This is a genomic window from Flavonifractor plautii ATCC 29863 (assembly GCF_000239295.1).
Taxonomy (GTDB): domain Bacteria; phylum Bacillota; class Clostridia; order Oscillospirales; family Oscillospiraceae; genus Flavonifractor; species Flavonifractor plautii.
Genome location: NZ_JH417779.1, coordinates 1 through 20,224, shown reverse-complemented (window position 1 = coordinate 20,224; position 20,224 = coordinate 1). Strand labels below are relative to the sequence as shown.

Here is a 20,224-nt window from a genome sequence, read left to right as displayed (position 1 = left end):
TTCAGATGTCCAATATGTATTGTAGTCCTACAGCTGTCAATCCTGTTCCCCCGATTTCGCCGCTTTTCCCGCCGCCCCGGCTGTGCTATACTTTTAACCAAAGGGGGTTATGGAAATGTACGACCTAACTGCAATGGGGGAGCTGTTGATCGACTTCACCCAGCTCAGCACCGATGGAGAGGGCTATCCCACCCTGGCCGCCCACCCCGGCGGGGCGCCGGGCAATTTTCTGGCCGCCCTCTGCCGCTATGGGGCCTCCGCCGCCTTTCTGGGCAAGGTGGGGGACGACGCCTTCGGCCGCCTGCTGGTGGACACCCTGGCCCGGGCGGGCATTGAAACCCGGGGCATCCGGGTGGATCCAACTGTGTTCACCACCCTGGCCTTCGTCACCCTCGTGGACGGAGAGCGCTCCTTCAGCTTCGCCCGCAAGCCGGGCGCGGACACCGTGCTCCGCTTTGACGAGCTGGAGCTCTCCCTCATCGACCAGTCCAGGGCCTTCCACTTCGGCGCCCTCAGCCTGACCGACGAGCCAGCCCGCTCCGCCACCCGGCAGGCGGTGGCCTACGCCAGGGCGCAGGGAAAGCTCGTCACCTTTGACCCAAACTACCGTCCGCCCCTGTGGCGGAGCGAGGCCCAGGCCAGAGCGGAAACGCTCTGGGGCCTGGAGCAGGCCGACGTGGTCAAACTCAGTGACGAGGAGTTGTCCTTCCTCTGGGGCTGTACGCCGGAGGAGGGGGCCCGCCGCCTGCGGGAGGAGTGTGGTGTGGCTCTGGCTATGATCACACTGGGGCCCCAGGGCTGTTACCTGGAAAACGCCAGGGGGGCCTGCTGGGTGCCCGCCCCGGCGGTGCGGCCGGTGGACACCACCGGCGCGGGGGACATCTTCGGGGGCAGCGCCGTGGCGAAGCTGCTGGCCCTGGACACACCTCCGGCGGAGCTGGAGCCCGGCGCGCTGGAGGGCATCGCCCGCTTCGCCGTCACCGCCGCCAGCCTGTCCACCCTCCGCCCCGGCGGCATCTCCTCCATCCCCACAGAGGCGGAGGTGCTGGCCGCTCTGGAAGAGTAATAGAAGGCCCGCCGGAGTACCGGCGGGCCTTCTATTATTCTTCAGGCTGTCGAAAAACCTTCCCCGAAGGAGGGCCTCGGAAATGACACTTCGCATGGCGGAAGAGGTGACAATTTTGCGGGAAATCGTGCCCCTTCCGCCATACAATCTTTTTCGGCAGGCTGTATTACTCTCTGCGGGTCTTGAGGCGGGCCATGGCCCGGGCCAGAGCCGCCTTGGAGTGGTAATACTCGTGGATGCTCTGCTTCTGACGCAGACGTTCCTCGGCCCGCTCCCGGGCGGCCTCGGCCCGCTTGCGGTCGATCTCCTCCGGGTGCTCGGCAAAGCCCACCAGCAGGATCACATAGTCCGGCTTGATCTCTACGAAGCCCGCGCCTACGGCGGCGGGCTCCCATTTGCCGTCCACCTTGTAGCGCAGCTCTCCCGGCTCCACGGCAGTGACCGCCGGCTCGTGGCCGGGGTACACTCCCATCTCGCCGTCCACGGCGGGAAAGACCAGGGCCTCGGCGGGGCCGATGTAGAACTGCCGCTCCGGGGTGATGATCTCCAGGTAGAAGGTGGAAGCCTCCGCCATTTACACCGCCCCCATTTTCTTGGCCTTGGCGATGACCTCGTCCACGTTGCCCACGTTGCTGAAGGCGGCCTCGGGATACTTGTCCAGCTCGCCGCCCAGGATGGTTTCGAAGGAGCGCAGTGTGTCCTCCAGCTTCACGTAGCGGCCCTCCAGGCCGGTGAACTGCTCGGCCACCGAGAAGGGCTGGGAGAAGAACTGCTGGATGCGGCGGGCCCGCTCCACGGTGCGCTTGTCCTCCTCCCCCAGCTCCTCCATGCCCAGGATGGCGATGATGTCCTGAAGCTCCCGATAGCGCTGGAGCAGCTCCTGGGTGCCGCGGGCGATCTTATAGTGCCGCTCTCCCACCACGTCGGGCTCCAGAATACGGGAGGTGGACTCCAGGGGATCCACGGCGGGATAAATGCCCTGCTCCACGATCTTACGGGAGAGGACGGTGGTGGCGTCCAGGTGGGCGAAGGTGGTGGCGGGAGCGGGGTCGGTCAGGTCGTCGGCGGGGACGTAGACGGCCTGGACGGAGGTAATGGCCCCGTCCTTGGTGGAGGTAATCCGCTCCTGAAGGGCGCCCACCTCGTTGGCCAGGGTGGGCTGATAGCCCACGGCGGAGGGCATCCGGCCCATCAGGGCGGAGACCTCGCTGCCCGCCTGGACATAGCGGAAGATGTTGTCGATGAAGAGCAGTACGTTCTGCTTCTCCCGGTCGCGGAAGTACTCGGCCATGGTCAGGCCCGTCAGGGCCACCCGCATGCGGGCTCCGGGCGGTTCGTTCATCTGGCCGAAGACCAGGGCCGTCTTTTCAATGACCCCCGACTCGGTCATCTCCCGCCAGAGGTCGTTGCCCTCGCGGGTGCGCTCCCCCACGCCGGTGAAGATGGAGTAGCCGCCGTGCTCGGTGGCGATGTTGTGGATCAGCTCCTGGATGAGCACCGTCTTGCCCACGCCGGCGCCGCCGAACAGGCCGATCTTTCCGCCTTTGGCGTAGGGGGCCAGCAGGTCGATGACCTTGATGCCGGTCTCGAAGATGTCCACCACGGGGCGCTGGTTTTCAAACGCGGGGGGCTGGCGGTGAATCGACCACTTCTCGCTGGTCTGCACCGGGCCCTTCCCGTCGATGGCGTCGCCCAGAACGTTGAACATGCGGCCCAGCACGCCCTCGCCCACGGGGACGGAGATGGGCGCGCCGGTGGCGGTGACGGCCATGCCGCGGCCCAGGCCCTCACTGGGGGAGAGCATGATGCAGCGCACCGTGTCGCCGCCCACATGCTGGGCCACCTCCATGACCTCCCGGCGGCCGTCCAGCTCCACCTCCAGGGCCTCCTTCAGCTCCGGCAGGGCGCCGCCGTCAAAGGCCACGTCCACCACGGGGCCCATGACCTGTACAATGGTTCCTTGCTTCTCACTCATAATGGCAAAATCCCCTTTCGGGTCTTGGTATGTTCTGTATATCCCCTCTCCGGGGGATGTTACAGGGCCGCCTGGGCCCCGCCTACAACCTCCGTGATTTCCTGGGTGATGGCCGCCTGACGGGCCCGGTTGAAGGACAGGTTCAGACGCTGGAGCATAGCCCGGGCGTTGTCGCTGGACGACTTCATGGCCGTCATGCGGGCATTCTGCTCGGAGCAATAGGACTCCACCAGTGCGCCGAACAGGTCTCCCTTTACATAGCCGGGCACCAGCCGGTCCATGACCGCCTTCACCGAGGGCACATACACCACGTCCCGGTTATAGCTGTCCCGGTTCTTCTCATATTCAGGAAACACATCGGGGTCCAGGGGCAATAGCTTGTGGGCGGTGGGCTCCATCTGGAAGGAGCTCACCATTTTGGTAAAGAGGACATACACCTCGTCCAACTGGCCGTCCAGATAGAGGTCCAGCATCAGCTCGGCCATATCCCGGGCCCGGCCCATGTTGGGGTCCTGGGCCGTGTAGAGAAACTCCACGTCGATGGGGATGCCGTGCTCCAGGAAGTAGGAGCGGCCCACCTGCCCCACCACAAAGAGGCTGGGATTGGCGGCCCTGGACATTTTCTCCTCAGCCAGCTTGAGAATGTTGTGGTTGTAGGCCCCCGCCAGCCCTTTGTCGCCGGTGATGACGATGAAGCCCGTCTTCCGTTTGTCGGGCGGGATACCGGGGCGCTTATCGAAAAAGCGGTGGTCGATCTCCGGGGAGTGGTGGAGGATATCGGAGATGGTGGCCTCGATCTTGCTGAAATAGGGCTCCACATCGGTGAGCTGCCTGCGTGCCTTGCGCAGGCTGGAGGAAGAGATGAGATACATGGCGTTGGTGATCTTCAGCGTCTGCTCCACGCTCTTGATATGGGTACGGATCTCCTTTATGCTTGCCATGTGGCGCTCCCCCGCTTCTTGGCGTCGGCCAGAGCCGCCCGGATGCACTCCACTGCCGGGCCGCTCAGGGTGCCGGTAGACTCAATCTCCGCCACCACGTCGGGGTGCTCGGCCTCCATCTCGCCGACAAATCCAAGCACGAAGGGGCGCACGTGCTCCAGAGGCACGTCGTCCACCAGGCCGCTGGTGGCCACATACAGGAGGATGGCCTGGCGGCTCACCGGCATGGGGTGGTAGAGGGGCTGCTTGAGCAGCTCCAGCAGCCGGCGGCCGTGGTCCAGAGCCTGCTGCGTGGCGGGATCCAGATCGGAGGCGAACTGGGTGAAGACCTCCAGCTCCCGGAACCGGGCCAGATCAATACGCAGGGTACCGGCGGTCTTCTTGATGGCCCGGGTCTGGGCTGCGCCGCCCACGCGGGACACGGACAGGCCCACGTTGACGGCGGGCCGCTGTCCGGCGAAGAACAGGTCGGTTTCCAAGTAGATCTGGCCGTCGGTGATGGAGATAACATTGGTGGGGATGTAGGCCGACACGTCGCCGGCCTGGGTCTCGATGATGGGCAGGGCGGTCATGGAACCACCGCCGTACTCCTTCGTCAGGCGGCAGGCCCGCTCCAGCAGGCGGGAGTGGAGGTAGAACACGTCGCCGGGGTAGGCCTCCCGTCCGGGAGAGCGCTTGAGCAGCAGGGACAGGGTACGGTAGGCCACCGCGTGCTTGCTCAGATCGTCATAGACGATGAGCACGTCCTTCCCCTTGCCCATGAAATACTCGCCCATGGCCGCGCCGGAGTAGGGGGCGATGTACTGGAGTGGGGCGGACTCGCTGGCGGTGGAGGACACGATGATGGAGTAGTCCATGGCCCCGTGCTTCTTCAGTGTGTCCTGAATGCGGGCCACGGTGGACGCCTTCTGGCCGATGGCCACGTAGATGCAGATGACGTCCTGCCCCTTCTGGTTCAGGATGGTGTCCACCGCGATGGCGGTCTTGCCGGTCTGGCGGTCCCCAATGATCAGCTCGCGCTGTCCCCGGCCGATGGGCACCATGGCGTCGATGGCCAGGATGCCGGTCTGGAGGGGTACGTTGACCGGCTCGCGGCTGACCACGCCGCTGGCCTCGTGCTCAATGGGGCGGGTCTCGTTGGTCTCGATGGGGCCGAGGCCGTCAATGGGCTGGCCCAGCACGTCCACCACTCGGCCGATCAGGCCGTCGCCCACGGGGACGTCGGCGGCCCGCCCGGTGCGGCGCACCACGGTGCCCTCCCGGACGCCGGCCTCGCTGCCCAGCAGCACCACGCCCACGCTGTCCCGGGCCAGGTTCATGACCATGCCCTTCACCCCGGTGTCCAGCTCCACCAGCTCGCCATACACCGCCTGATCCAGGCCGTAGACGGTGGCAATGCCGTCGCCCACCTCCAGGACGGTGCCGGTCTCATCCCGGCGAACCCGGGTGTCATAATTCTGAATCTCCTCCCGCAGGACGGAGACAATCTCTTCCGGTTTTGCTCTCATGCCATTCGCCTCTCTTCCAGTTGGCGGCCCATCCGGCCCAGCGCCCCGCGGACGCTCTTGTCATAGCGCACGCCCTCGATATCCAGGGTAAAGCCGCCCAGCAGGGCCGGGTCGGTGCGCACGTCAAAGACGATCTCCTTCTTGTGGTGGAGACGGCACAGGGCCGCCCGGAGCTTCTCCAGCTCCTCCGCCTCCAGCGGGTGCACACAGGTCAGCACGCACCGGGCGCCGCCCCGCCGGGCCAGCTCCAGCCCGTGAAACGCCTCCACAATCTCAGGCAGCAGGGCCATGCGGCCCTTCTCCGCCAGGAGGCGGTAAAAATGCGGCAGTGGGCCGCCCTCCTCCAGCCCGGGCAGCCGGGCCAGCACCCGCCCCTTCTCTCCGGCCTGGACGGCGGGGGAACAGAGCGCCTCCCAAAGGGCGGGCTCCTCCATCAGGGCCCGGGCCGTGCGCTCCAGGGCCTCCCCGTCGGGAGAGACCTGCCACAGGGCCTGGGCATAGCGGCGGGCGAGCTCGCTCATGCCTGCTCACCCACTTCCGCCAGGAAGGAGTCCACCAGCGCCCGGTCGCCGTCCTCCGTGGGCCGCTGGGCCACCTTGGCGGCGGCCAGCAGGGCCAGGGAGGCCACCTCGTTCCGCGCCCCGCGCAGCATGGCGTCCCGCTCGGAGGCGATCTGCGCCTCCGCCTCGCTCCGCAGCCGCTTGGCGTCGGTCTCGGCGTCCGCCATTTTGGCCTCATAGGCCCGCTGGGCGCGGTTCTGGGCGTCGGCCACCAGCTTGGCCGCCTCCTGCCGGGCGTCGGTGAGCTTGTCCTCATACTCCGCGCGCAGCTCCTCCGCCTGGCTCTTGCTGGCCTCGGCGGAGTCGATGGTCTCCTTCACCCGGGCCGCCCGCTGCTCCAGCACGGCGTTGACCCGGCCGAACAGGAGCTTGCGCAGGATAAAATAGAGCACCAGCAGATTGATGACGGTAAAGACGATGGTGGAAACTTGGAAGTCCAGCATTGGGGACGCCCCCTTAACCCATGAAGATCACGAGCAGCGCGGTGATGAAGCCGAAGATGGCGGTGCCTTCGGCCAGGGCGCAGCCCAGCAGCAGGGCGCTGTTGATCTTTCCGGCGGCCTCCGGCTGGCGGGCGATGGCCTCGCTGGCCTTACCGGTGGCGAAGCCAATGCCGATACCCGCGCCGATGCCGGTGAAAACCGCAATACCCGCAGCAATAATTCCCAGTGTCATAATGATTTCCTCCTAAAATCGATTGATTTAGTCTTCCTCCTTGATGCCCTCACCGGTAAACAGGGTGGTGAGGAACACAAAGACGACGGTCTGAATGAGCCCGTCAAACAGGTCGAAGTAGAGGCTGAACACCGCCGGCAGCACCACCGGCACCAGCAGCTTGAGCATCTCCATGATGATGAAGGCGCCCAGAATGTTGCCGAACAGGCGCATACACAGCGCCAGGGGCCGGATGGCCACCTCCATCAGGTTGATGGGGATGAGCAGCGGCATGGGCTCGGCGAACTTCTTCAGGCCGCCCGCCAGGCCGTTGTAGCGGAACTGGGCGCCGTAGATGAGGAACATGCTCATGAGGGCCAGGGCCGCCGTCACGCTGATGTCCTTCGTGGGGGGTGTCAGGCCAAAGACCCCGATGAGGTTGCTCAGGCCGATGTAGAGGGCCACCGTCCCCAGCCAGGGGGCGAAGGGCCGCCAGTGGGCGCCTATGTTGGTCTTGACGAAGCCGTTGAGGAACTCCACCGCCCACTCCAGCGCGCACTGGACCTTGCCGGGGCGGTCCACGCTGAGCCGACGGGTCAGCGCCAGGGCCAGCGCGATCAGGGCCGCCATCACAATCCAGGTCACTACCACCGACTCCGCCACTGGGACGCCGCCCAGCACCGGGACGGTAAAGGCCACCTTGTTTCCCAGCTCCTCCACCAGGGATTCCTTGAATGCATCCAAACTCACAACTCGCATCACCTCGTTTTCGCGTGGGCTATCATACTACCAGACGGGCGGCTTTGGGAACCCTTTTGAAAGTAAAAAAACTTTCGAATATGTCCGTGCTGCGCTTTCGTTTGACAGCGTGGCTGAATTTATCTTATACTGATCCCAACCGGGAAAAAGGAGGCGCATTGTCCATGTCCAACCAGACCGGGCGTTCCATCCGCGCCCAGCTCATGTGGCTGAGCCTGATTATCGTCACCGTCTCGGTGGCCCTTTCCCTGGCCGGCACCCTCTACATCACCCTGCGGACCGAGCGGAAGACCCTGGACCAGAATTTGCTTAACTCCGCATCCATTCTCTCCCAGGTGCCCCTCGTGAGGGAGGCCCTGCTGGGGGAGGTGCCCGCAGACGAGCTGGCCGACTTTCTGGACGCGGCCACCGCCCGCACCTCGGATATCGATCTGATTCTGGTGGGAGACACGGAAAGCGTGCTCCGCTATGCGTCAGACCGCAGCTTTATTGGCAGCCGCTACACTGGCTCCGCCCAGACCCGCGCCCTGGCAGGGGCGGAGCCCTATACCTTTGACGACAGCGGTCCAATGGGCTCCGACCACTCGGCCTACGCCCCCATCCGGGACGAATCCGGGGCGGTAATCGGCTTTATGGCCGTGGGGCTCTACCTGCGCAGCCTGACCCATGTGGCGCTGACCACCGCCCTGCGCCTGGCGGCCATCGGCGCGCTGGCGGCGGCAGTGGGGGCCCTGCTGGCCCTGCGGCTGTCCCGGCGCATCAAGCGCTCCCTGATGGGCTACGAACCAGACGCCTTCGCCCGGCGCTTCCACCAGCGGGAGGACATTCTGGAGGCCCTGGAGGAGGGGATTCTGGCCATCGACCGGGAAGGGCGTATCATCTTTCTCAACGCCGCCGCAGCCCAGATGCTCTCCCTGGCGCCGGAGGCCGCCATGGGCCGCCCCCTCCACTCCGTCTACCCCTCTTCCACCCTGGACCGCATTCTGCGTACCGGGCGGCCGGAGTACAACGTGAGCATGAAGTCCCTCAAGGACGTGCGGGTGCTGGCTGACCGCCTGCCCCTGTATGAAAACGGCGCTCTGGCAGGGGCGGTGGGCATCTTCCGCAACCGGACCGAGGTGGCCCGGCTGGCCGACGACCTCACCGGCGTGCGGCACATGGTGGATGCCATGCGGGCCTATACCCACGAATTCATGAACAAGCTCCACGTTATCCTGGGCCTGCTGCAGATCGGCGAGCCGGAGCGGGCCCAGCAGTACATCATGGATACCACCCGTACCCAGCAGGAGGCAGTGAGCCGCATCATGAACCAGATCAAGGAGCCCTCGGTGGCCGCCCTGCTGGTGGGCAAGACCAGCAGGGCCAACGAGCTGGGTATCCGGCTCACGCTGGACCGGGAGAGCGTCCTGAGCGCCGGAACCTCCTGGCTCTCCCCCGACGCCTGGGTGACCGTACTGGGCAATCTGATTGAAAACGCCATTGAGGGCCTGAATCAGACCCGCCGTGGGACCAAGGAAGTCTCCGTCAGCATCCGCGAGGGGGCGGATAACCTGTTTCTCTGCGTGGAGGACACCGGCCCCGGCATCCCCTCCGCCCTGCGGCGCACCCTCTTCGAGCGCGGAGCCTCCTCCAAGGGCCGCAGCCGGGGGACTGGGCTGGCGCTGGTACGGGAGGTAGTGGAGGCTTACCACGGCGACATCCGGGTGGAGTCGGAAACCGGCGTAGGCACCTCATTTTTTCTCAGCTTCCGCCGGGAACCCCTCCCGGCCCCCAAGGAGGAACCCTGAATGTACCGCGTTGTCATTGTGGAGGACGACCCCATGGTCTCCCTCCTGAACCGCACCTTTGTGGAGCGGGACGCCCGCTTCCAGGTGGTGCAGTCCTTTCAGGACGGCCGGGCCGCCCTGGCCTGGCTGGAGCAGAACCCCGCCGATCTGGCGGTGCTGGATGTCTATATGCCCCTCTTCACCGGGCTGGAGCTGCTCCACGCCCTCCGGGGCCAGGGGGTTGGTATCGACGCCATCATGGTCACCGCCGCCAACGACGCCCCCACCGTGGACACCCTGCTCAAGCTGGGGGTGGTGGACTATCTGGTGAAGCCTTTCACCTATGAGCGGTTTCAGCAGGCGCTGGATACCTTCTGCCGCCACCGGGATGCGGTGGCCGGGGACGCGGTGGAGCAGAGCGCGCTGGACCGGCTCTTTTCCCCCGCCCTCCCGGCGGAGCACCAGCCGCCCAAGGGCCTCCAGGAGAGCACCCTGGAGCTTGTGCGCGCCTGCCTGCGGGCTGCTCCGCCCCAGGGCCTGCCCAGCGAAGCCCTCTCCCGCCAGACCGGCCTTTCAGTGGTGACGGTGCGGCGGTATGTCAATTACCTGGTAGAGCGGGGGGAGGCGGCCAGCGCCGTCAACTACGACACAGGCGGCCGTCCCTGCCGCCTGTACCGCTGCCCCGGCCCGCCTGCCTGAACCCCTTCCCCGCCAATGGCGCGCGCATCTGTAAGGAATGCGCGCGCCATTGGCCTTTTCCGGCTCCGCTCCTCCTCCCCGGAACAGAAGGGCAAAGTCCAAATACCAGAGCCGGGCAGCCGCTGAGCCCTAACTGCAAGGGCCCGCAATTCCAGCGGAATTGCGGGCCCTGTTTTGCCTCAGAAGGATGGATCGCGGAAGACGCACGCCCCGCCCACATAGGTGCGCAGCACCCGGGCGGAGAGCAGTTCCTCCGGCGGGCAGGTCAGCAGGTTGCGGTCCACCAGGAGGAAGTCGGCCAGCAGGCCGGAGCGTATGCGCCCCTTGATGCGCTCCTCACCGGAGGCGTAAGCGCCGCCTGCGGTATAAGCGTACAGCGCCTGGTAGGGCGTAAGGGCCTGCTCCGGCAGGAAGGGGCCGTTTCCGGTGAAGTCCCGCCGGGTGACGGCGCAGTAGACCCCCTCCAGGGGGTGAAAGCGCTCCACCGGGCAGTCGGTGCCGAAAGCCATGTGGAGGCCCAGCCGCTCCATGTCGCCCCAGGCGTAGGAGTGGGCCAGGCGGTTTCCGCCCAGTCGTCCGGGGGCGATGTGCATGTCGCCGTTGATGAACACCGGCTGGACAAAGGCGGTGACATCCAGCTCCGCCATGCGGCGGAGCTGTCCCTCCGACAGGATCTGACAGTGCACCATGCCGTGACGGGGGTGCAGCCAGGGCAGCTCCGCGCGGGCCCGCTGGAAAGCGTTGAGCACCATCTCAGCCGCTCCGTCTCCGATGGCGTGGATGGCAACGGCCATATTGTGCCGGTGGGCGGTGACCACCAGCCGGTCCAACTGTGCCTGCTCCGGGTAGATGGGCAGGCCGCAGGTGTCCGGGGCGTCGGAATAGGGCTCCCGCAGGAAGGCCGTCCGCGCCCCCAGGGAGCCGTCGGCCAGGAGCTTCACCGTGGAGATGCGGAAGCGGTCGCCGCCGCCGAAGCAGGCCCCGCCCCGGGTGAAGAACTCCTCCAGGGTCTCCGGCTCGGTGAGCAGGGCCTGCTCGGCAAAGCGCAGCTTCAGCGCCCCCCGCTCGGCCAGATCCCGCAGGCCGTCCATGAGGGCATAGGGCTCTTCGTCCGGCGCATACTTGAAATCGTCGCTCTGTATGCTGGTCAGGCCCTCCGCCAGCAGGTCGTGCTGGGACTGAACTACCTGCTCCAGCAGGGGACTCAGGCCCACGGAGGGGATGGCGGCCTTGATGTCGTCCAGTACGTTCTCCTTCACCACGCCGTTGGGCGCCCCGGTCTCGTCCACCTCGGCAAAGGCGCCGTAGTGCCCCACTGTGTCCCGGTTGATGTGCAGCAACTCCAGAGCCCTGGAATTGAGCGCCCCCACGTGGAAGCAGGAGCGCAGGATCAGGATGGGGTACTCCGTACTCACCTGATCCAGCTCCCGGCGGGTGGGAAAGCGCCGCTCGCCGGTGAACTGCTCCTGGTTCCACCCCTCGCCCAGAAGCCAGCGGCCGGAGCCGGCCTCCAGCCCGGCCAGCCCCCGGCGCAGGCGCTCCTGCACCTCCGCCAGAGAGGTACAGCCGAAGAGGTTGACGGACAGCTTTGTTTTGACATAGTGGATGAAGTGCAGGTGAGAGTCATTGAAGCCGGGCATTACAAAGCGGCCCTGGAGATCCAGAGTCTCCCAGGCTCCCCTGGAAAAGCGGCGGGCGAAGTCCTCGGCGTCCGCCCGGCCGCCCACATAGGCGAAGTATGCGCCGTCCACCACGGCGGCCTCCGCCATTGGGCGGGCCGGGTCCATGGTGGCGATGGTTCCATTGGTCAGCAGCAGCATGGTGTTTCTCCTCTCCGCATTTAGTCCCGGAACGGGTCGGGATCAAAGTGCTCATCCAGGGCTGCCAGAAACTCGGCCAGCACCTCCACCGTCTGCTCCACATCGGCCAGAGAGCCCACCTCACTGGGGGAGTGCATGTAGCGCAGGGGAATAAAAAGGGTGGTCACGGGCAGGCCCGCACCCGTCTGGTTGAGCTTATCCGCATCGGTGCCCATAACGCCTGGGGTGACGGCATACTGCAGGGGGATTCCCAACCGCCCGGCGGCCTCCTCCAGCGCCCGGTTGAGAGGCGCGCTGCACACCGAGCCCTTGGCCAGGGCGGGGCCGCCGCCCAGCTTGATACGGCCGAAGCGCTGGGGGGGCATACCGGAGAAATCAGAGGTGTGGATCACATCCACCGCGACAGCCAGCGTGGGCCGCACCCGGCCTGCTGCATGGAAGGCGCCCCGCATGGTGGTCTCCTCTCCGGTGGTGGTGGCCGCAAAGACGCCCACCTTCGCCCCCTTCTCCCGGGCCCGCAGCAGAGCGTGGAGCACGGTATAGGCGCCCAGGCGGTTGTCCAGCCCCCGGCCGGCGATGCAGTCGTTCTCCAGCTCGTCCACGGCATAGGAGTAGGTGACGAAATCCCCGGGGGCGACCAGCTCCAGGGCCTCCGCCCGGCTGGTGAAGCCACAGTCGATGTAGAGATCGGTCAGCTCGATGTCGGTGCGCACCTCGCCGTTGCGCAGCAGCAGGCCCATAACACCGGTGAGCCGCTTCCGCCCCAGCACCGTCACCCGCTTACCCTGAGCCAGTGCCAGACGGATGCCGCCGGCCTTGCCCACCTGGAGGTAGCCGTCGTCGGTGATGTGGGTCACCCGGAAGCCGATCTCGTCGATATGTCCGCACAGGAGCACCCGGAAGGGGGATGCGCTGTTGATGGAGGAAATCACATCCCCCGCCAGATCGGTCTCCACCTCCGCTCCCTGCTCCCGCATGTAGGCGGCCACCTTTTTCTGAAGGGGGATCTCCCCGCCGCTCACCGACTCGGTGCGGAGCATCTCATATAAAAAAGCCTTGTTCATGACCCTATCGTTCCTTTCTAACGCCGACCGGCCATGCGGTCTTCCCTGCGCAGCAGGAGCTGAAAGCGCACTCCGTCGGCCCAGTTGGAGGCCCAGATGTCCCCCTTGTGAAACTGCACAATCTTTTTTGCGATGTAGAGGCCCAGGCCGAAGTTGCCGTCCGCCCCCTTGTAGAACTTTTGAAACAGGACGTTCAGAGTCGGCTGCGGGATGGGCGCGCCGTCGTTCTCCACGGTCAGGAGGTAGCCGCCCTCCTCCTCCCCGGTCAACTCCATGCGGATGTAGCTGGCCGCATAGCGCAGGCCGTTTTCCACCAGATTGTCAAAGACGGTCTGGAGCGCAGCCTCATTCCCCGACACCGTGAGGCCGGCCGGGACGTCCACCTCCAGCCGGATACCCCGCTCGTTGCCCCGAAACCGCCTGCGGCACTCCTCCATCAGTCCCCGGAGCTCCACCGGCCGGAAGTCGCTCTGTTTGCCCAGCATGTGATCGAAGGAGGAGACATAGAGCAGCTTCCTGATCCCTGCCTCCACCGCCAGGCTCTCCTTCATGATGATGTCGATGGCCTCGGAGCCGTAGATGCCGTCCTGATAGGCGGCGCAGCAGTTCTGGATGACCATAATGGGGGTCTTGAGCCCATGGGACACACTCTGATAGAAAAACTCCTCGTCCTCGTTGAGCTCCACCACATTGCGCTGAATCTGTGACAGGGTGTTGACAATCGTCCCGATCTCGTCCCGGCGGGCCACCTGCAAGACCGGCTCACTCCAGTTTTTGCCCTTGATGCGCTCCAGATTCCCTGCCAGCCGCTCCAGGGGCTCGGTAATGCGCCGGGCCGCCAGCTTGGCGGCGAACAGGTTTGCAATGAGCAGCAGGGGGAACAGGGCGGCCAGCCCATACCACTGTCCGGGCTCCTCCAGCCGGAGCAGAAGGAGGACGTACAGCAGGATGGCGGCCAAAGTGAGTCCCTCCGCCAGTGAGAGGCAGGCCCAGAGCTGGACGCTCAGGGGCCGGTCCTGCAGCCAGTATCTAGTCGCAAAGCGATTCATGTCTCTCCCCCGTCAGGCAGTAGCCCAGGCCATAGAGCGTACTGATTTCGATGCCGGGCAGCTTCTTGCGCAGGCGGCGGATCGTGTCGTCTACCACCCGGTCGGAGCCATAAAAGGTATAGCCCCACACGGCGTCCAGGATGTCGCCCCGCTTCAGGACGTGCCCCCGGTTAGCCGCCAGATAGAGCAGCAGGTCGTACTCCTTCACCGTGAGGCTGATACTCTCGCTGCCGCAGTAAACCAGGTGCTTTTCCAGATGGACCGTGTACGGCCCCACCTGGACCTCCGCTGTTTTAGGCCGTCCCCCCTTCAGCAGCCGCTGAACCTTGATAACCAGCTCCCGCACCAGAAAGGGTTTGGAGATGTAATCGTCCCCGCCCAGCTCCAGCCCGGCCAGGCGGTCAATATCCTGGTTGCGGGCAGAAATGAAGATCACATAGCTGTTGGGATTCTTCCTCTGTACCTCCCGAAAGACGGTGAAGCCGTCGATGTCCGGGAGCATAATGTCGATCACCCACAGGTCGGTGGGCTTGTCCAGCCCCTGCACAGCATCCTCCCCCCGCAGGTAGCTGCGGACGGAGTAGCCCTCCTTCTGCAGATATTTGGTAATCAGATTGTTGAGAACGGCCTCGTCCTCCAAAACGCTGATCCACATGCCGCACACACCTCTCTCCCCAATTGCTCAGGAGCATAATACCAAGCCCGTAATACTTTGCTATTATACCATATTCCCGGGGCGGCTGGTAGAGGATGCCGGAAAGAAAGGGCGCCCCCCATGCGCGGCAGGTGGCATGAGGGGCGCCTCGGCTCAGCCGATCACCGTATAGTACTGGAAGTCCCACTGGCCGACCGGGGTGCGGCCGGGGCCGGAAACCTTGCCGTGGTCAATGACCTGGGTATAGGTGGTATAGTAGATCGGGCAGATGACCATATTCTCCATGAGGACATCCTCAGCCTCCTTCAGGTAGGCGTCGCGCTCCTCCCCGGAGGTCTTGGCCGCCATCTTCACGGCGTTGTCATAGGCCTCGTTTTCCGGGTTGAGAATGGTATCCCCGGGCACGCCGGAGTAGGGCTTGTAGCGCCAGCGGACATCGTTCATGCCCTCGGCGGTGAAGAGGGAGAGCATGGTCATGGGGTCGTTGTAGTCGGCGCTCCAGCCGGTGAAGGCAATGCTCCAGTCGCCGGAGTTGATGGTGTTGGTGAACACCGCGTACTCCTGCACCTGCAGGTTAACCTTGATGCCCAGGTTTTCCTGCCACATCTGCTGCACCGCCTCCACAATCAGGGAGTTGTTGCCGCTGTCGTAGTAAAGGACGTTCAGCTCGGGGAAGCCCGCCCCGCCTGGGTAGCCGGCCTCAGCCAGATAGGCCTGAGCCTCCTCCACCTTGGCGGAGTAGGGGGCGATTTCGTACTCCTCCACCACGTTTCCGTTCTCATCCAGCGCCCGCATACTCTCGCCGGTGGACAGCTTGAAGGGAGGCGCCACAAAGGCGGAGGCGGGTACAGAGCCGTCACGCAGGATCTGGTCGGTGATGGTGCTCCGGTCAATGGCCAGGGACAGGGCCTTGCGCACATTGAGGTCGTTCACCACGTCGGCGTCCATGTTGAACTGGAAGTAGCTGTTGCCCAGGGCGGGCTCGCTGGAGAAGTTGGGATCCTCGGCCAGCAGGCGGGGAATCTCCGCGCCGGGCAGGATGGAGGTGACGTTGATTTCACCGGCCTCATAGCCCTGGAGGGAGGTGGTGGCGTCGGAGATGAAGAGGATGCGCACGCCGGCCAGATTTACATTATCGGCGTTCCAGAAGTTGGGATTCTTCTTCAGCAGAATGTGGGAGCCCACCTTGTACTCCTCCAGCATGAACGCGCCGTTGGAGACGCATTTGGCGGGATCCTTTTCCCAGCCCTCGCCGGTGGAGGCCATATCCTCGCGGCAGGGCATGTAGGTAAACCAGGACACCAGGTTCAGGAAGTATGCGGTGGGCTGCTTCAGCTCCACCTGGAGGGTCTTGTCGTCCAGGGCCTTGACCGCCACTTCGTCCCGGCTGCCTTCGCCGCTGAAGTACTCATAAGCGCCCTTGATGTAGTCGGTCATCAGGAAGGCGTAGGGGGAGGCCATCTCCGGGGAGCAGGCCCGCTTCCAGGCGTACTCGTAGTCGTGGGCGGTGACCGGCTCGCCGTCGGACCAGGTCAGGCCGTCCCGCAGATAGAAGGTGTACACGGTGTCCTCAACGCCGTCGGCGTTGGCCGAGAGCTCGTAGCGCTCGGCGGATGCCATCTGGACGCCGTCCCGGGTGTCGCGCACCAGGCCGTCGTAGAGGTTCAGAATGACATGGCCGCCCATGCTGGAGGTGTTAAGCTGGGGGTCCCAGGTCTTGGGTTCCTCGCCCACGTTGTAAACCAGGTACTCCGAGGATGCACCGCCGGAGCCGGAGTCCGTTCCGGTGGGCTGCGGGCTGTCGTTCCCGCCGCCGGAGTTGGTGGTGGGCGCACAGGCCGCCAGCCCCAGGATCATGGAACCGGCCAGCAGCATGGAAACGAGATGCTTCGCTTTCATAATATGCCTCCTTTTTCCTCATTCCCCCTTGCGGGGGTCACTCTATGGCAGGCAACCGCATGGTTGCTTCCCACCTCGGTCAGCGGCGGCTCCTGCTCGGCGCACAACTGCGTGGCGTAAGGGCAGCGGGTGCGGAACCGGCAGCCGGAAGGGGGATCGATGGGGCTGGGGATGTCCCCCTGCAGCATGATGGGCTCGCTCCTGTGCGCCAGCTCCGGGTCGGGGAGGGGCACGGAGGAGAGCAGGGCCTCGGTATAGGGGTGGAGATGGTTCTGGTAGATTTCCTCGCTGTCCCCCACCTCCACCAGCTTGCCCAAGTACATGACGCCGATGCGGTTGGAGATATGGCGCACCATGGACAGGTCGTGGGCGATAAACAGGTACGTCAGCCCGAACTCCCGCTGGAGATCCTCCAGCATATTGACCACCTGGGCCTGAATGGACACGTCCAGGGCGGAGATGGGCTCGTCGCAGACGATGAACTCGGGATTGACCGCCAGGGCGCGGGCGATGCCGATGCGCTGGCGCTGGCCGCCGGAGAACTCGTGGGGGTAGCGGTTGGCGTGCTCCCGCATCAGGCCCACGTGGTCCAGCAGTTCATAGACCCGCTGGCTCCTCTGCTCCTTGGTGGTGAGTTCGGAGTGAAGATCCAGCGCCTCCCGGATGATGTCCATGACCGTCATACGGGAGTCTAGGGAGGCATAGGGATCCTGAAAGATCATCTGGATACGCTTGCGGTAGGGGAGCAGTTGGGGGCCGGTCAGATGGCTGATATCCGTCCCGTCGTAGAGGATTTTTCCCTCGGTGGGCTCATAGAGCCGGGTGATGGTGCGTCCCAGGGTGCTCTTGCCGCAGCCCGACTCGCCCACCAGGCCAAAGGTCTCGTGGCGCAGGATATGGAGGCTGACATGATCCACGGACTGCACTACTTGTTTTCTGCGGCCCAGCAGTCCCATGGGCTTATAAAAGTATTTGGTCAGGCCCTCCAGCTCCAGGAGCTTATCCGTCGGCACGCCGCATCGCCTCCTTCCGCTGAACATACTCCGGATTGACGGGGGCCTCCTCGTGGAGCAGCCAGCACATCGTCCGGTGGCCGTCCTCCTGGAAATAGGGGGGCATCTCCTCCATACACACATTCATGCAGTAGGGGCACCGGGTGCTGAAGGGACAGCCCTTCGGCGGGTGAATCAGGTTGGGCGGGGTACCGGGAATGGGCTTAAGCCGCTGCTTCTCCCCGCCCGTGACACGGGGGATGGAGTCAATCAGACCCATGGTATATGGGTGCTTCGGGTGGTAGAAGATCTCCTCCACCGTGCCGTCCTCCATAATCAGCCCGCCGTACATCACCACCACCTTGTCGCACAGGGTGGCCACCACGCCCAGGTCGTGGGTAATCAGGATCGTGGTCATGTCCAGCTCCCGGTTCAGGCGCTTGATCAGGTTGAGGATCTGGGCCTGGATGGTCACATCCAGGGCGGTGGTGGGCTCGTCGGCGATGAGCAGCTTGGGGCTGCACGCCAGGGCAATGGCGATCATGGCCCGCTGGCGCATGCCGCCGGAGAACTCGTGGGGGTAGTTGTGAATTCGCTTCTCGGGGGATGGAATGCCCACCATACGCAGCATCTCAATGGCCCGCTGTTTGGCCTCACCCTTGCCGATGTCCTCATGCTCCTGGAGCATCTCCATGATCTGGTTGCCCACAGTATACACCGGGTTGAGGGAGGTCATGGGATCCTGAAAGATCATGGCAATCTCCTTGCCGCGCACCCGGCGCATCCGGCGCTTTCCGTAGGAGAGGATGTCCTGGTCCTGGAAAAAAATCTCTCCGTCCACCACCCGGCCGGGGTGCTGAAGCAGGCCCATGATGGACAGGCTGGTGACGCTCTTGCCGCTGCCGCTCTCTCCCACGATGCCCAGCACCTCGCCCTGGTTCACATCAAAGCTGATGCCGCGCACCGCCTTTACCTCGCCTACGTGGGTGAAAAAGGAGGTCTTTAGATTTCGAACCGAAAGTAAACGTCTTGACATATCGCAAACTCACTTTCTCAGCCGCGGGTCCAGAGAGTCCCGCAGTCCGTCGCTGAACAGGTTGAGCGCCAGGATGGTGATACTCATGATGAGGGCGGGGTAGAAGAGCTGATAAGGGCTGGTGTAAAGGCTGGGCAGCGCGGCGTTGGCCAGCGCGCCCCAAGAGGCCTGGGGCTTGGAGACGCCCAGTCCGATGAAGCTCAGAAACGCCTCGGTGAACATGGCGCTGGGGATCTGCATGGTCAGGGCCACCATGATGGGGCCCATGGCGTTGGGAATAAGGTGGCGCACCAGGATCTTCCGGGTGGGCACACCCAGCAGGACGGCGGCGGAGACAAACTCCTGCTCCCGCATAGTGAGCACCTGGGAGCGGACGATGCGCACCATGCCCACCCAGTAGGTCAGGCCCATGGCTAGAATGATTGAGTGCAGGCCCGAGCCCAGCACCACCATGATGAGAATGACATAGAGCATCATGGGGATGGAGCTGATGGTGTCCACAATCCGCATCATGATGTTGTCCACAGCGCCGCCGAAGTAGCCGGCAATGCCGCCGTAGAGTACGCCCACGATCAGGTTGACCAGGGCGGCCACCACGCCCACCAGCAGGGAGACCCGGGCGCCGTACACCACGCGGATGAACAGGTCGCGGCCCAGGGAGTCGGTGCCCCAGATATAGGTCTTGTTCAGGACGGTTTTGGCAGGGGTGATCTGCGCCCCGTCGTAGAACACACGGAAGCGGTCGATCTTGTCCTCCAGGATGTGCTCGGCCTCCCGCAGACTCACCGTCTCGGGGGCGTCCTCCCCGTAGTACTCCCTCAGGTACTCCACCTCCGCCACGGTGACGGGACTGCCGTCGCCGTGGGCAGCCTCCTGGGTGATAAACTCCGATTTGGCCCGGAAGTACACGCCGTAGTCCACCAGCAAATCCTTTCCGTTGATCTCATATAGGTAGGTCCGCCCGGCTTTGTCATCCTTGACCAGGGTGGAGGCCCCAAGCAGGTGGCCGGAGCCGTCGGTGTCAATACACTTGTAGTCGCTGGTGACATAGACGAAGCTGTTACCGCCCAGATCGTAGATTTCCAGCTCCGGCGGGATGTTGGCGTACCGCAGGTCCTGTTCCTCGTAGGAATAGGGCCAGAACATGGGCACAAAAATGGCGGAGAGCACCACAATCACCACCACCACCATGGACAGGAGCGCGGTCTTGTTCCGGCACAGCCGGTGCCAGCAGTCCTGCCAGTAGGTCAGGCTGGGGCCCCCGATGGCCTCGGAGGCCAGGGCGTCCCGCTCCGCCGGCAGCCAGCGGCGGTCCGTTTCCTTCATACTCATGCGCGCCTCCTCAATCCAGCTTGATTCTGGGGTCGATTAGGACGTAAACGAGATCCACGATCAGCACGGCCAGGACCAGCAGTACGGCAAAGAACACCGTAATGCCCATGATCAGCGGATAGTCACGGTTTACAATGCTGTCGGTGAACAACTGGCCCACGCCGGGGATGCCGAATACGGTCTCAATGACAAAGGAGCCGGTGACAATGGAGGCCACCATGGGCCCGATGTAAGTCACCACCGGCAGCAGGGCATTGCGCAGGGCGTGCTTGTAGATTACCTTGAATTCGGAGATGCCCTTGCTCCGGGCAGTGCGGATGTAGTCCTGCTACTGCACCTCCACCAAGCTGGTGCGGGTCAGGCGGGTGATGAAGGACAGTGGGAATGCCCCAATGACCAGCACCGGGCCTCGTCCGGTCGTGTCAAGATTTTTTCGCACTTTAGTTTGC

General features: G+C 64.4%; 20 protein-coding genes. 3 read left to right on the top strand and 17 right to left on the bottom strand.

The features are described 5' to 3' along the window. The first annotated feature begins 115 nt into the window (after positions 1-115). Complete coding sequence (locus tag HMPREF0372_RS09785; protein WP_039997161.1) at positions 116-1,066, top strand: carbohydrate kinase family protein; 951 nt, start codon at positions 116-118, stop codon at positions 1,064-1,066. A gap of 166 nt (positions 1,067-1,232) precedes the next feature. Here HMPREF0372_RS09785 and atpC read toward each other — a convergent pair whose 3' ends face one another. The 8 genes from atpC to HMPREF0372_RS09745 are packed head-to-tail and all read right to left on the bottom strand — an operon-like array spanning position 1,233 to position 7,463. Further along, positions 1,233-1,640 carry an ATP synthase F1 subunit epsilon gene (gene atpC / locus HMPREF0372_RS09780; RefSeq protein ID WP_007491647.1) on the bottom strand — a complete coding sequence of 136 codons (408 nt, stop codon included), beginning with the start codon at positions 1,638-1,640 and terminating at the stop codon, positions 1,233-1,235. Then, a complete protein-coding gene (gene atpD / locus HMPREF0372_RS09775; RefSeq protein ID WP_007491645.1) occupies positions 1,641-3,041 on the bottom strand; it encodes a F0F1 ATP synthase subunit beta in 1,401 nt (466 codons plus the stop codon). 59 nt (positions 3,042-3,100) lie between these two features. After that, complete coding sequence (gene atpG / locus HMPREF0372_RS09770) at positions 3,101-3,982, bottom strand: ATP synthase F1 subunit gamma (protein WP_007491643.1); 882 nt, start codon at positions 3,980-3,982, stop codon at positions 3,101-3,103. Continuing rightward, on the bottom strand, positions 3,970-5,490 hold the full coding sequence (gene atpA / locus HMPREF0372_RS09765) for a F0F1 ATP synthase subunit alpha (protein WP_007491642.1): 1,521 nt from the start codon (positions 5,488-5,490) through the stop codon (positions 3,970-3,972). The genes atpG and atpA overlap by 13 nt, the downstream gene beginning before the upstream one ends. Continuing rightward, complete coding sequence (gene atpH, locus HMPREF0372_RS09760) at positions 5,487-6,011, bottom strand: ATP synthase F1 subunit delta (RefSeq protein ID WP_007491640.1); 525 nt, start codon at positions 6,009-6,011, stop codon at positions 5,487-5,489. The genes atpA and atpH overlap by 4 nt, the downstream gene beginning before the upstream one ends. Continuing rightward, entirely contained in the window at positions 6,008-6,493 is a 486-nt protein-coding gene (atpF, locus tag HMPREF0372_RS09755) for a F0F1 ATP synthase subunit B (RefSeq protein ID WP_007491639.1), read from the bottom strand. Before atpF ends, atpH begins: the two co-directional genes overlap by 4 nt. 13 nt (positions 6,494-6,506) lie before the next feature. Further along, complete coding sequence (gene atpE / locus HMPREF0372_RS09750) at positions 6,507-6,725, bottom strand: ATP synthase F0 subunit C (protein WP_007491637.1); 219 nt, start codon at positions 6,723-6,725, stop codon at positions 6,507-6,509. 27 nt (positions 6,726-6,752) lie between these two features. Continuing rightward, the gene (locus tag HMPREF0372_RS09745) at positions 6,753-7,463 is read right to left on the bottom strand and encodes a F0F1 ATP synthase subunit A (RefSeq protein ID WP_007491635.1); all 711 of its coding nucleotides are present in this window, start codon (positions 7,461-7,463) and stop codon (positions 6,753-6,755) included. Positions 7,464-7,627: 164 nt separating this feature from the next. Between HMPREF0372_RS09745 and HMPREF0372_RS09740 the strand changes: the two genes are divergently transcribed. After that, on the top strand, positions 7,628-9,250 hold the full coding sequence (locus tag HMPREF0372_RS09740) for an ATP-binding protein (RefSeq protein ID WP_007491633.1): 1,623 nt from the start codon (positions 7,628-7,630) through the stop codon (positions 9,248-9,250). Then, positions 9,251-9,928, top strand: a complete 678-nt coding sequence (locus HMPREF0372_RS09735; protein ID WP_007491631.1) for a response regulator — start codon at positions 9,251-9,253, stop codon at positions 9,926-9,928. Between the two features lie 179 nt (positions 9,929-10,107). On the opposite strand, the gene HMPREF0372_RS09730 is transcribed toward HMPREF0372_RS09735, so the two are convergent. The 9 genes from HMPREF0372_RS09730 to HMPREF0372_RS09690 all read right to left on the bottom strand — a co-directional run bounded on the left by HMPREF0372_RS09730 (position 10,108) and on the right by HMPREF0372_RS09690 (position 20,094). Further along, positions 10,108-11,748 carry an amidohydrolase gene (locus HMPREF0372_RS09730; RefSeq protein ID WP_007491629.1) on the bottom strand — a complete coding sequence of 547 codons (1,641 nt, stop codon included), beginning with the start codon at positions 11,746-11,748 and terminating at the stop codon, positions 10,108-10,110. Between the two features lie 20 nt (positions 11,749-11,768). Further along, a complete protein-coding gene (locus HMPREF0372_RS09725; protein ID WP_007491627.1) occupies positions 11,769-12,812 on the bottom strand; it encodes a M20/M25/M40 family metallo-hydrolase in 1,044 nt (347 codons plus the stop codon). Between the two features lie 17 nt (positions 12,813-12,829). After that, the gene (locus HMPREF0372_RS09720) at positions 12,830-13,861 is read right to left on the bottom strand and encodes a HAMP domain-containing sensor histidine kinase (protein ID WP_007491626.1); all 1,032 of its coding nucleotides are present in this window, start codon (positions 13,859-13,861) and stop codon (positions 12,830-12,832) included. Beyond that, the gene (locus HMPREF0372_RS09715) at positions 13,842-14,516 is read right to left on the bottom strand and encodes a response regulator transcription factor (protein WP_007491624.1); all 675 of its coding nucleotides are present in this window, start codon (positions 14,514-14,516) and stop codon (positions 13,842-13,844) included. Before HMPREF0372_RS09715 ends, HMPREF0372_RS09720 begins: the two co-directional genes overlap by 20 nt. A 153-nt stretch (positions 14,517-14,669) precedes the next feature. Then, complete coding sequence (locus HMPREF0372_RS09710; protein WP_007491621.1) at positions 14,670-16,415, bottom strand: peptide ABC transporter substrate-binding protein; 1,746 nt, start codon at positions 16,413-16,415, stop codon at positions 14,670-14,672. Then, positions 16,412-17,428, bottom strand: a complete 1,017-nt coding sequence (locus HMPREF0372_RS09705) for an ABC transporter ATP-binding protein (RefSeq protein WP_007491619.1) — start codon at positions 17,426-17,428, stop codon at positions 16,412-16,414. Before HMPREF0372_RS09705 ends, HMPREF0372_RS09710 begins: the two co-directional genes overlap by 4 nt. Then, positions 17,415-18,443 carry an ABC transporter ATP-binding protein gene (locus HMPREF0372_RS09700; RefSeq protein WP_007491617.1) on the bottom strand — a complete coding sequence of 343 codons (1,029 nt, stop codon included), beginning with the start codon at positions 18,441-18,443 and terminating at the stop codon, positions 17,415-17,417. The genes HMPREF0372_RS09705 and HMPREF0372_RS09700 overlap by 14 nt, the downstream gene beginning before the upstream one ends. Positions 18,444-18,452: 9 nt before the next feature. Beyond that, entirely contained in the window at positions 18,453-19,775 is a 1,323-nt protein-coding gene (locus HMPREF0372_RS09695) for an ABC transporter permease (RefSeq protein ID WP_007491615.1), read from the bottom strand. 10 nt (positions 19,776-19,785) lie between these two features. Then, entirely contained in the window at positions 19,786-20,094 is a 309-nt protein-coding gene (locus tag HMPREF0372_RS09690; RefSeq protein ID WP_338029199.1) for an ABC transporter permease, read from the bottom strand. Positions 20,095-20,224: the final 130 nt, after the last annotated feature.

Coding starts and splice junctions, on each gene's coding strand:
- atpE (WP_007491637.1), bottom strand. CDS start 6,725: ATGACACTGGGAATTATTGCTGCGGGTATTGCGGTTTTCACCGGCATC.
- atpA (WP_007491642.1), bottom strand. CDS start 5,490: ATGAGAGCAAAACCGGAAGAGATTGTCTCCGTCCTGCGGGAGGAGATT.
- atpF (WP_007491639.1), bottom strand. CDS start 6,493: ATGCTGGACTTCCAAGTTTCCACCATCGTCTTTACCGTCATCAATCTG.
- atpG (WP_007491643.1), bottom strand. CDS start 3,982: ATGGCAAGCATAAAGGAGATCCGTACCCATATCAAGAGCGTGGAGCAG.
- HMPREF0372_RS09700 (WP_007491617.1), bottom strand. CDS start 18,443: ATGTCAAGACGTTTACTTTCGGTTCGAAATCTAAAGACCTCCTTTTTC.
- atpC (WP_007491647.1), bottom strand. CDS start 1,640: ATGGCGGAGGCTTCCACCTTCTACCTGGAGATCATCACCCCGGAGCGG.
- atpH (WP_007491640.1), bottom strand. CDS start 6,011: ATGAGCGAGCTCGCCCGCCGCTATGCCCAGGCCCTGTGGCAGGTCTCT.
- HMPREF0372_RS09695 (WP_007491615.1), bottom strand. CDS start 19,775: ATGAGTATGAAGGAAACGGACCGCCGCTGGCTGCCGGCGGAGCGGGAC.
- HMPREF0372_RS09745 (WP_007491635.1), bottom strand. CDS start 7,463: ATGCGAGTTGTGAGTTTGGATGCATTCAAGGAATCCCTGGTGGAGGAG.
- HMPREF0372_RS09720 (WP_007491626.1), bottom strand. CDS start 13,861: ATGAATCGCTTTGCGACTAGATACTGGCTGCAGGACCGGCCCCTGAGC.
- HMPREF0372_RS09725 (WP_007491627.1), bottom strand. CDS start 12,812: ATGAACAAGGCTTTTTTATATGAGATGCTCCGCACCGAGTCGGTGAGC.
- HMPREF0372_RS09785 (WP_039997161.1), top strand. CDS start 116: ATGTACGACCTAACTGCAATGGGGGAGCTGTTGATCGACTTCACCCAG.
- HMPREF0372_RS09735 (WP_007491631.1), top strand. CDS start 9,251: ATGTACCGCGTTGTCATTGTGGAGGACGACCCCATGGTCTCCCTCCTG.
- HMPREF0372_RS09730 (WP_007491629.1), bottom strand. CDS start 11,748: ATGCTGCTGCTGACCAATGGAACCATCGCCACCATGGACCCGGCCCGC.
- HMPREF0372_RS09710 (WP_007491621.1), bottom strand. CDS start 16,415: ATGAAAGCGAAGCATCTCGTTTCCATGCTGCTGGCCGGTTCCATGATC.
- HMPREF0372_RS09715 (WP_007491624.1), bottom strand. CDS start 14,516: ATGTGGATCAGCGTTTTGGAGGACGAGGCCGTTCTCAACAATCTGATT.
- atpD (WP_007491645.1), bottom strand. CDS start 3,041: ATGAGTGAGAAGCAAGGAACCATTGTACAGGTCATGGGCCCCGTGGTG.
- HMPREF0372_RS09740 (WP_007491633.1), top strand. CDS start 7,628: ATGTCCAACCAGACCGGGCGTTCCATCCGCGCCCAGCTCATGTGGCTG.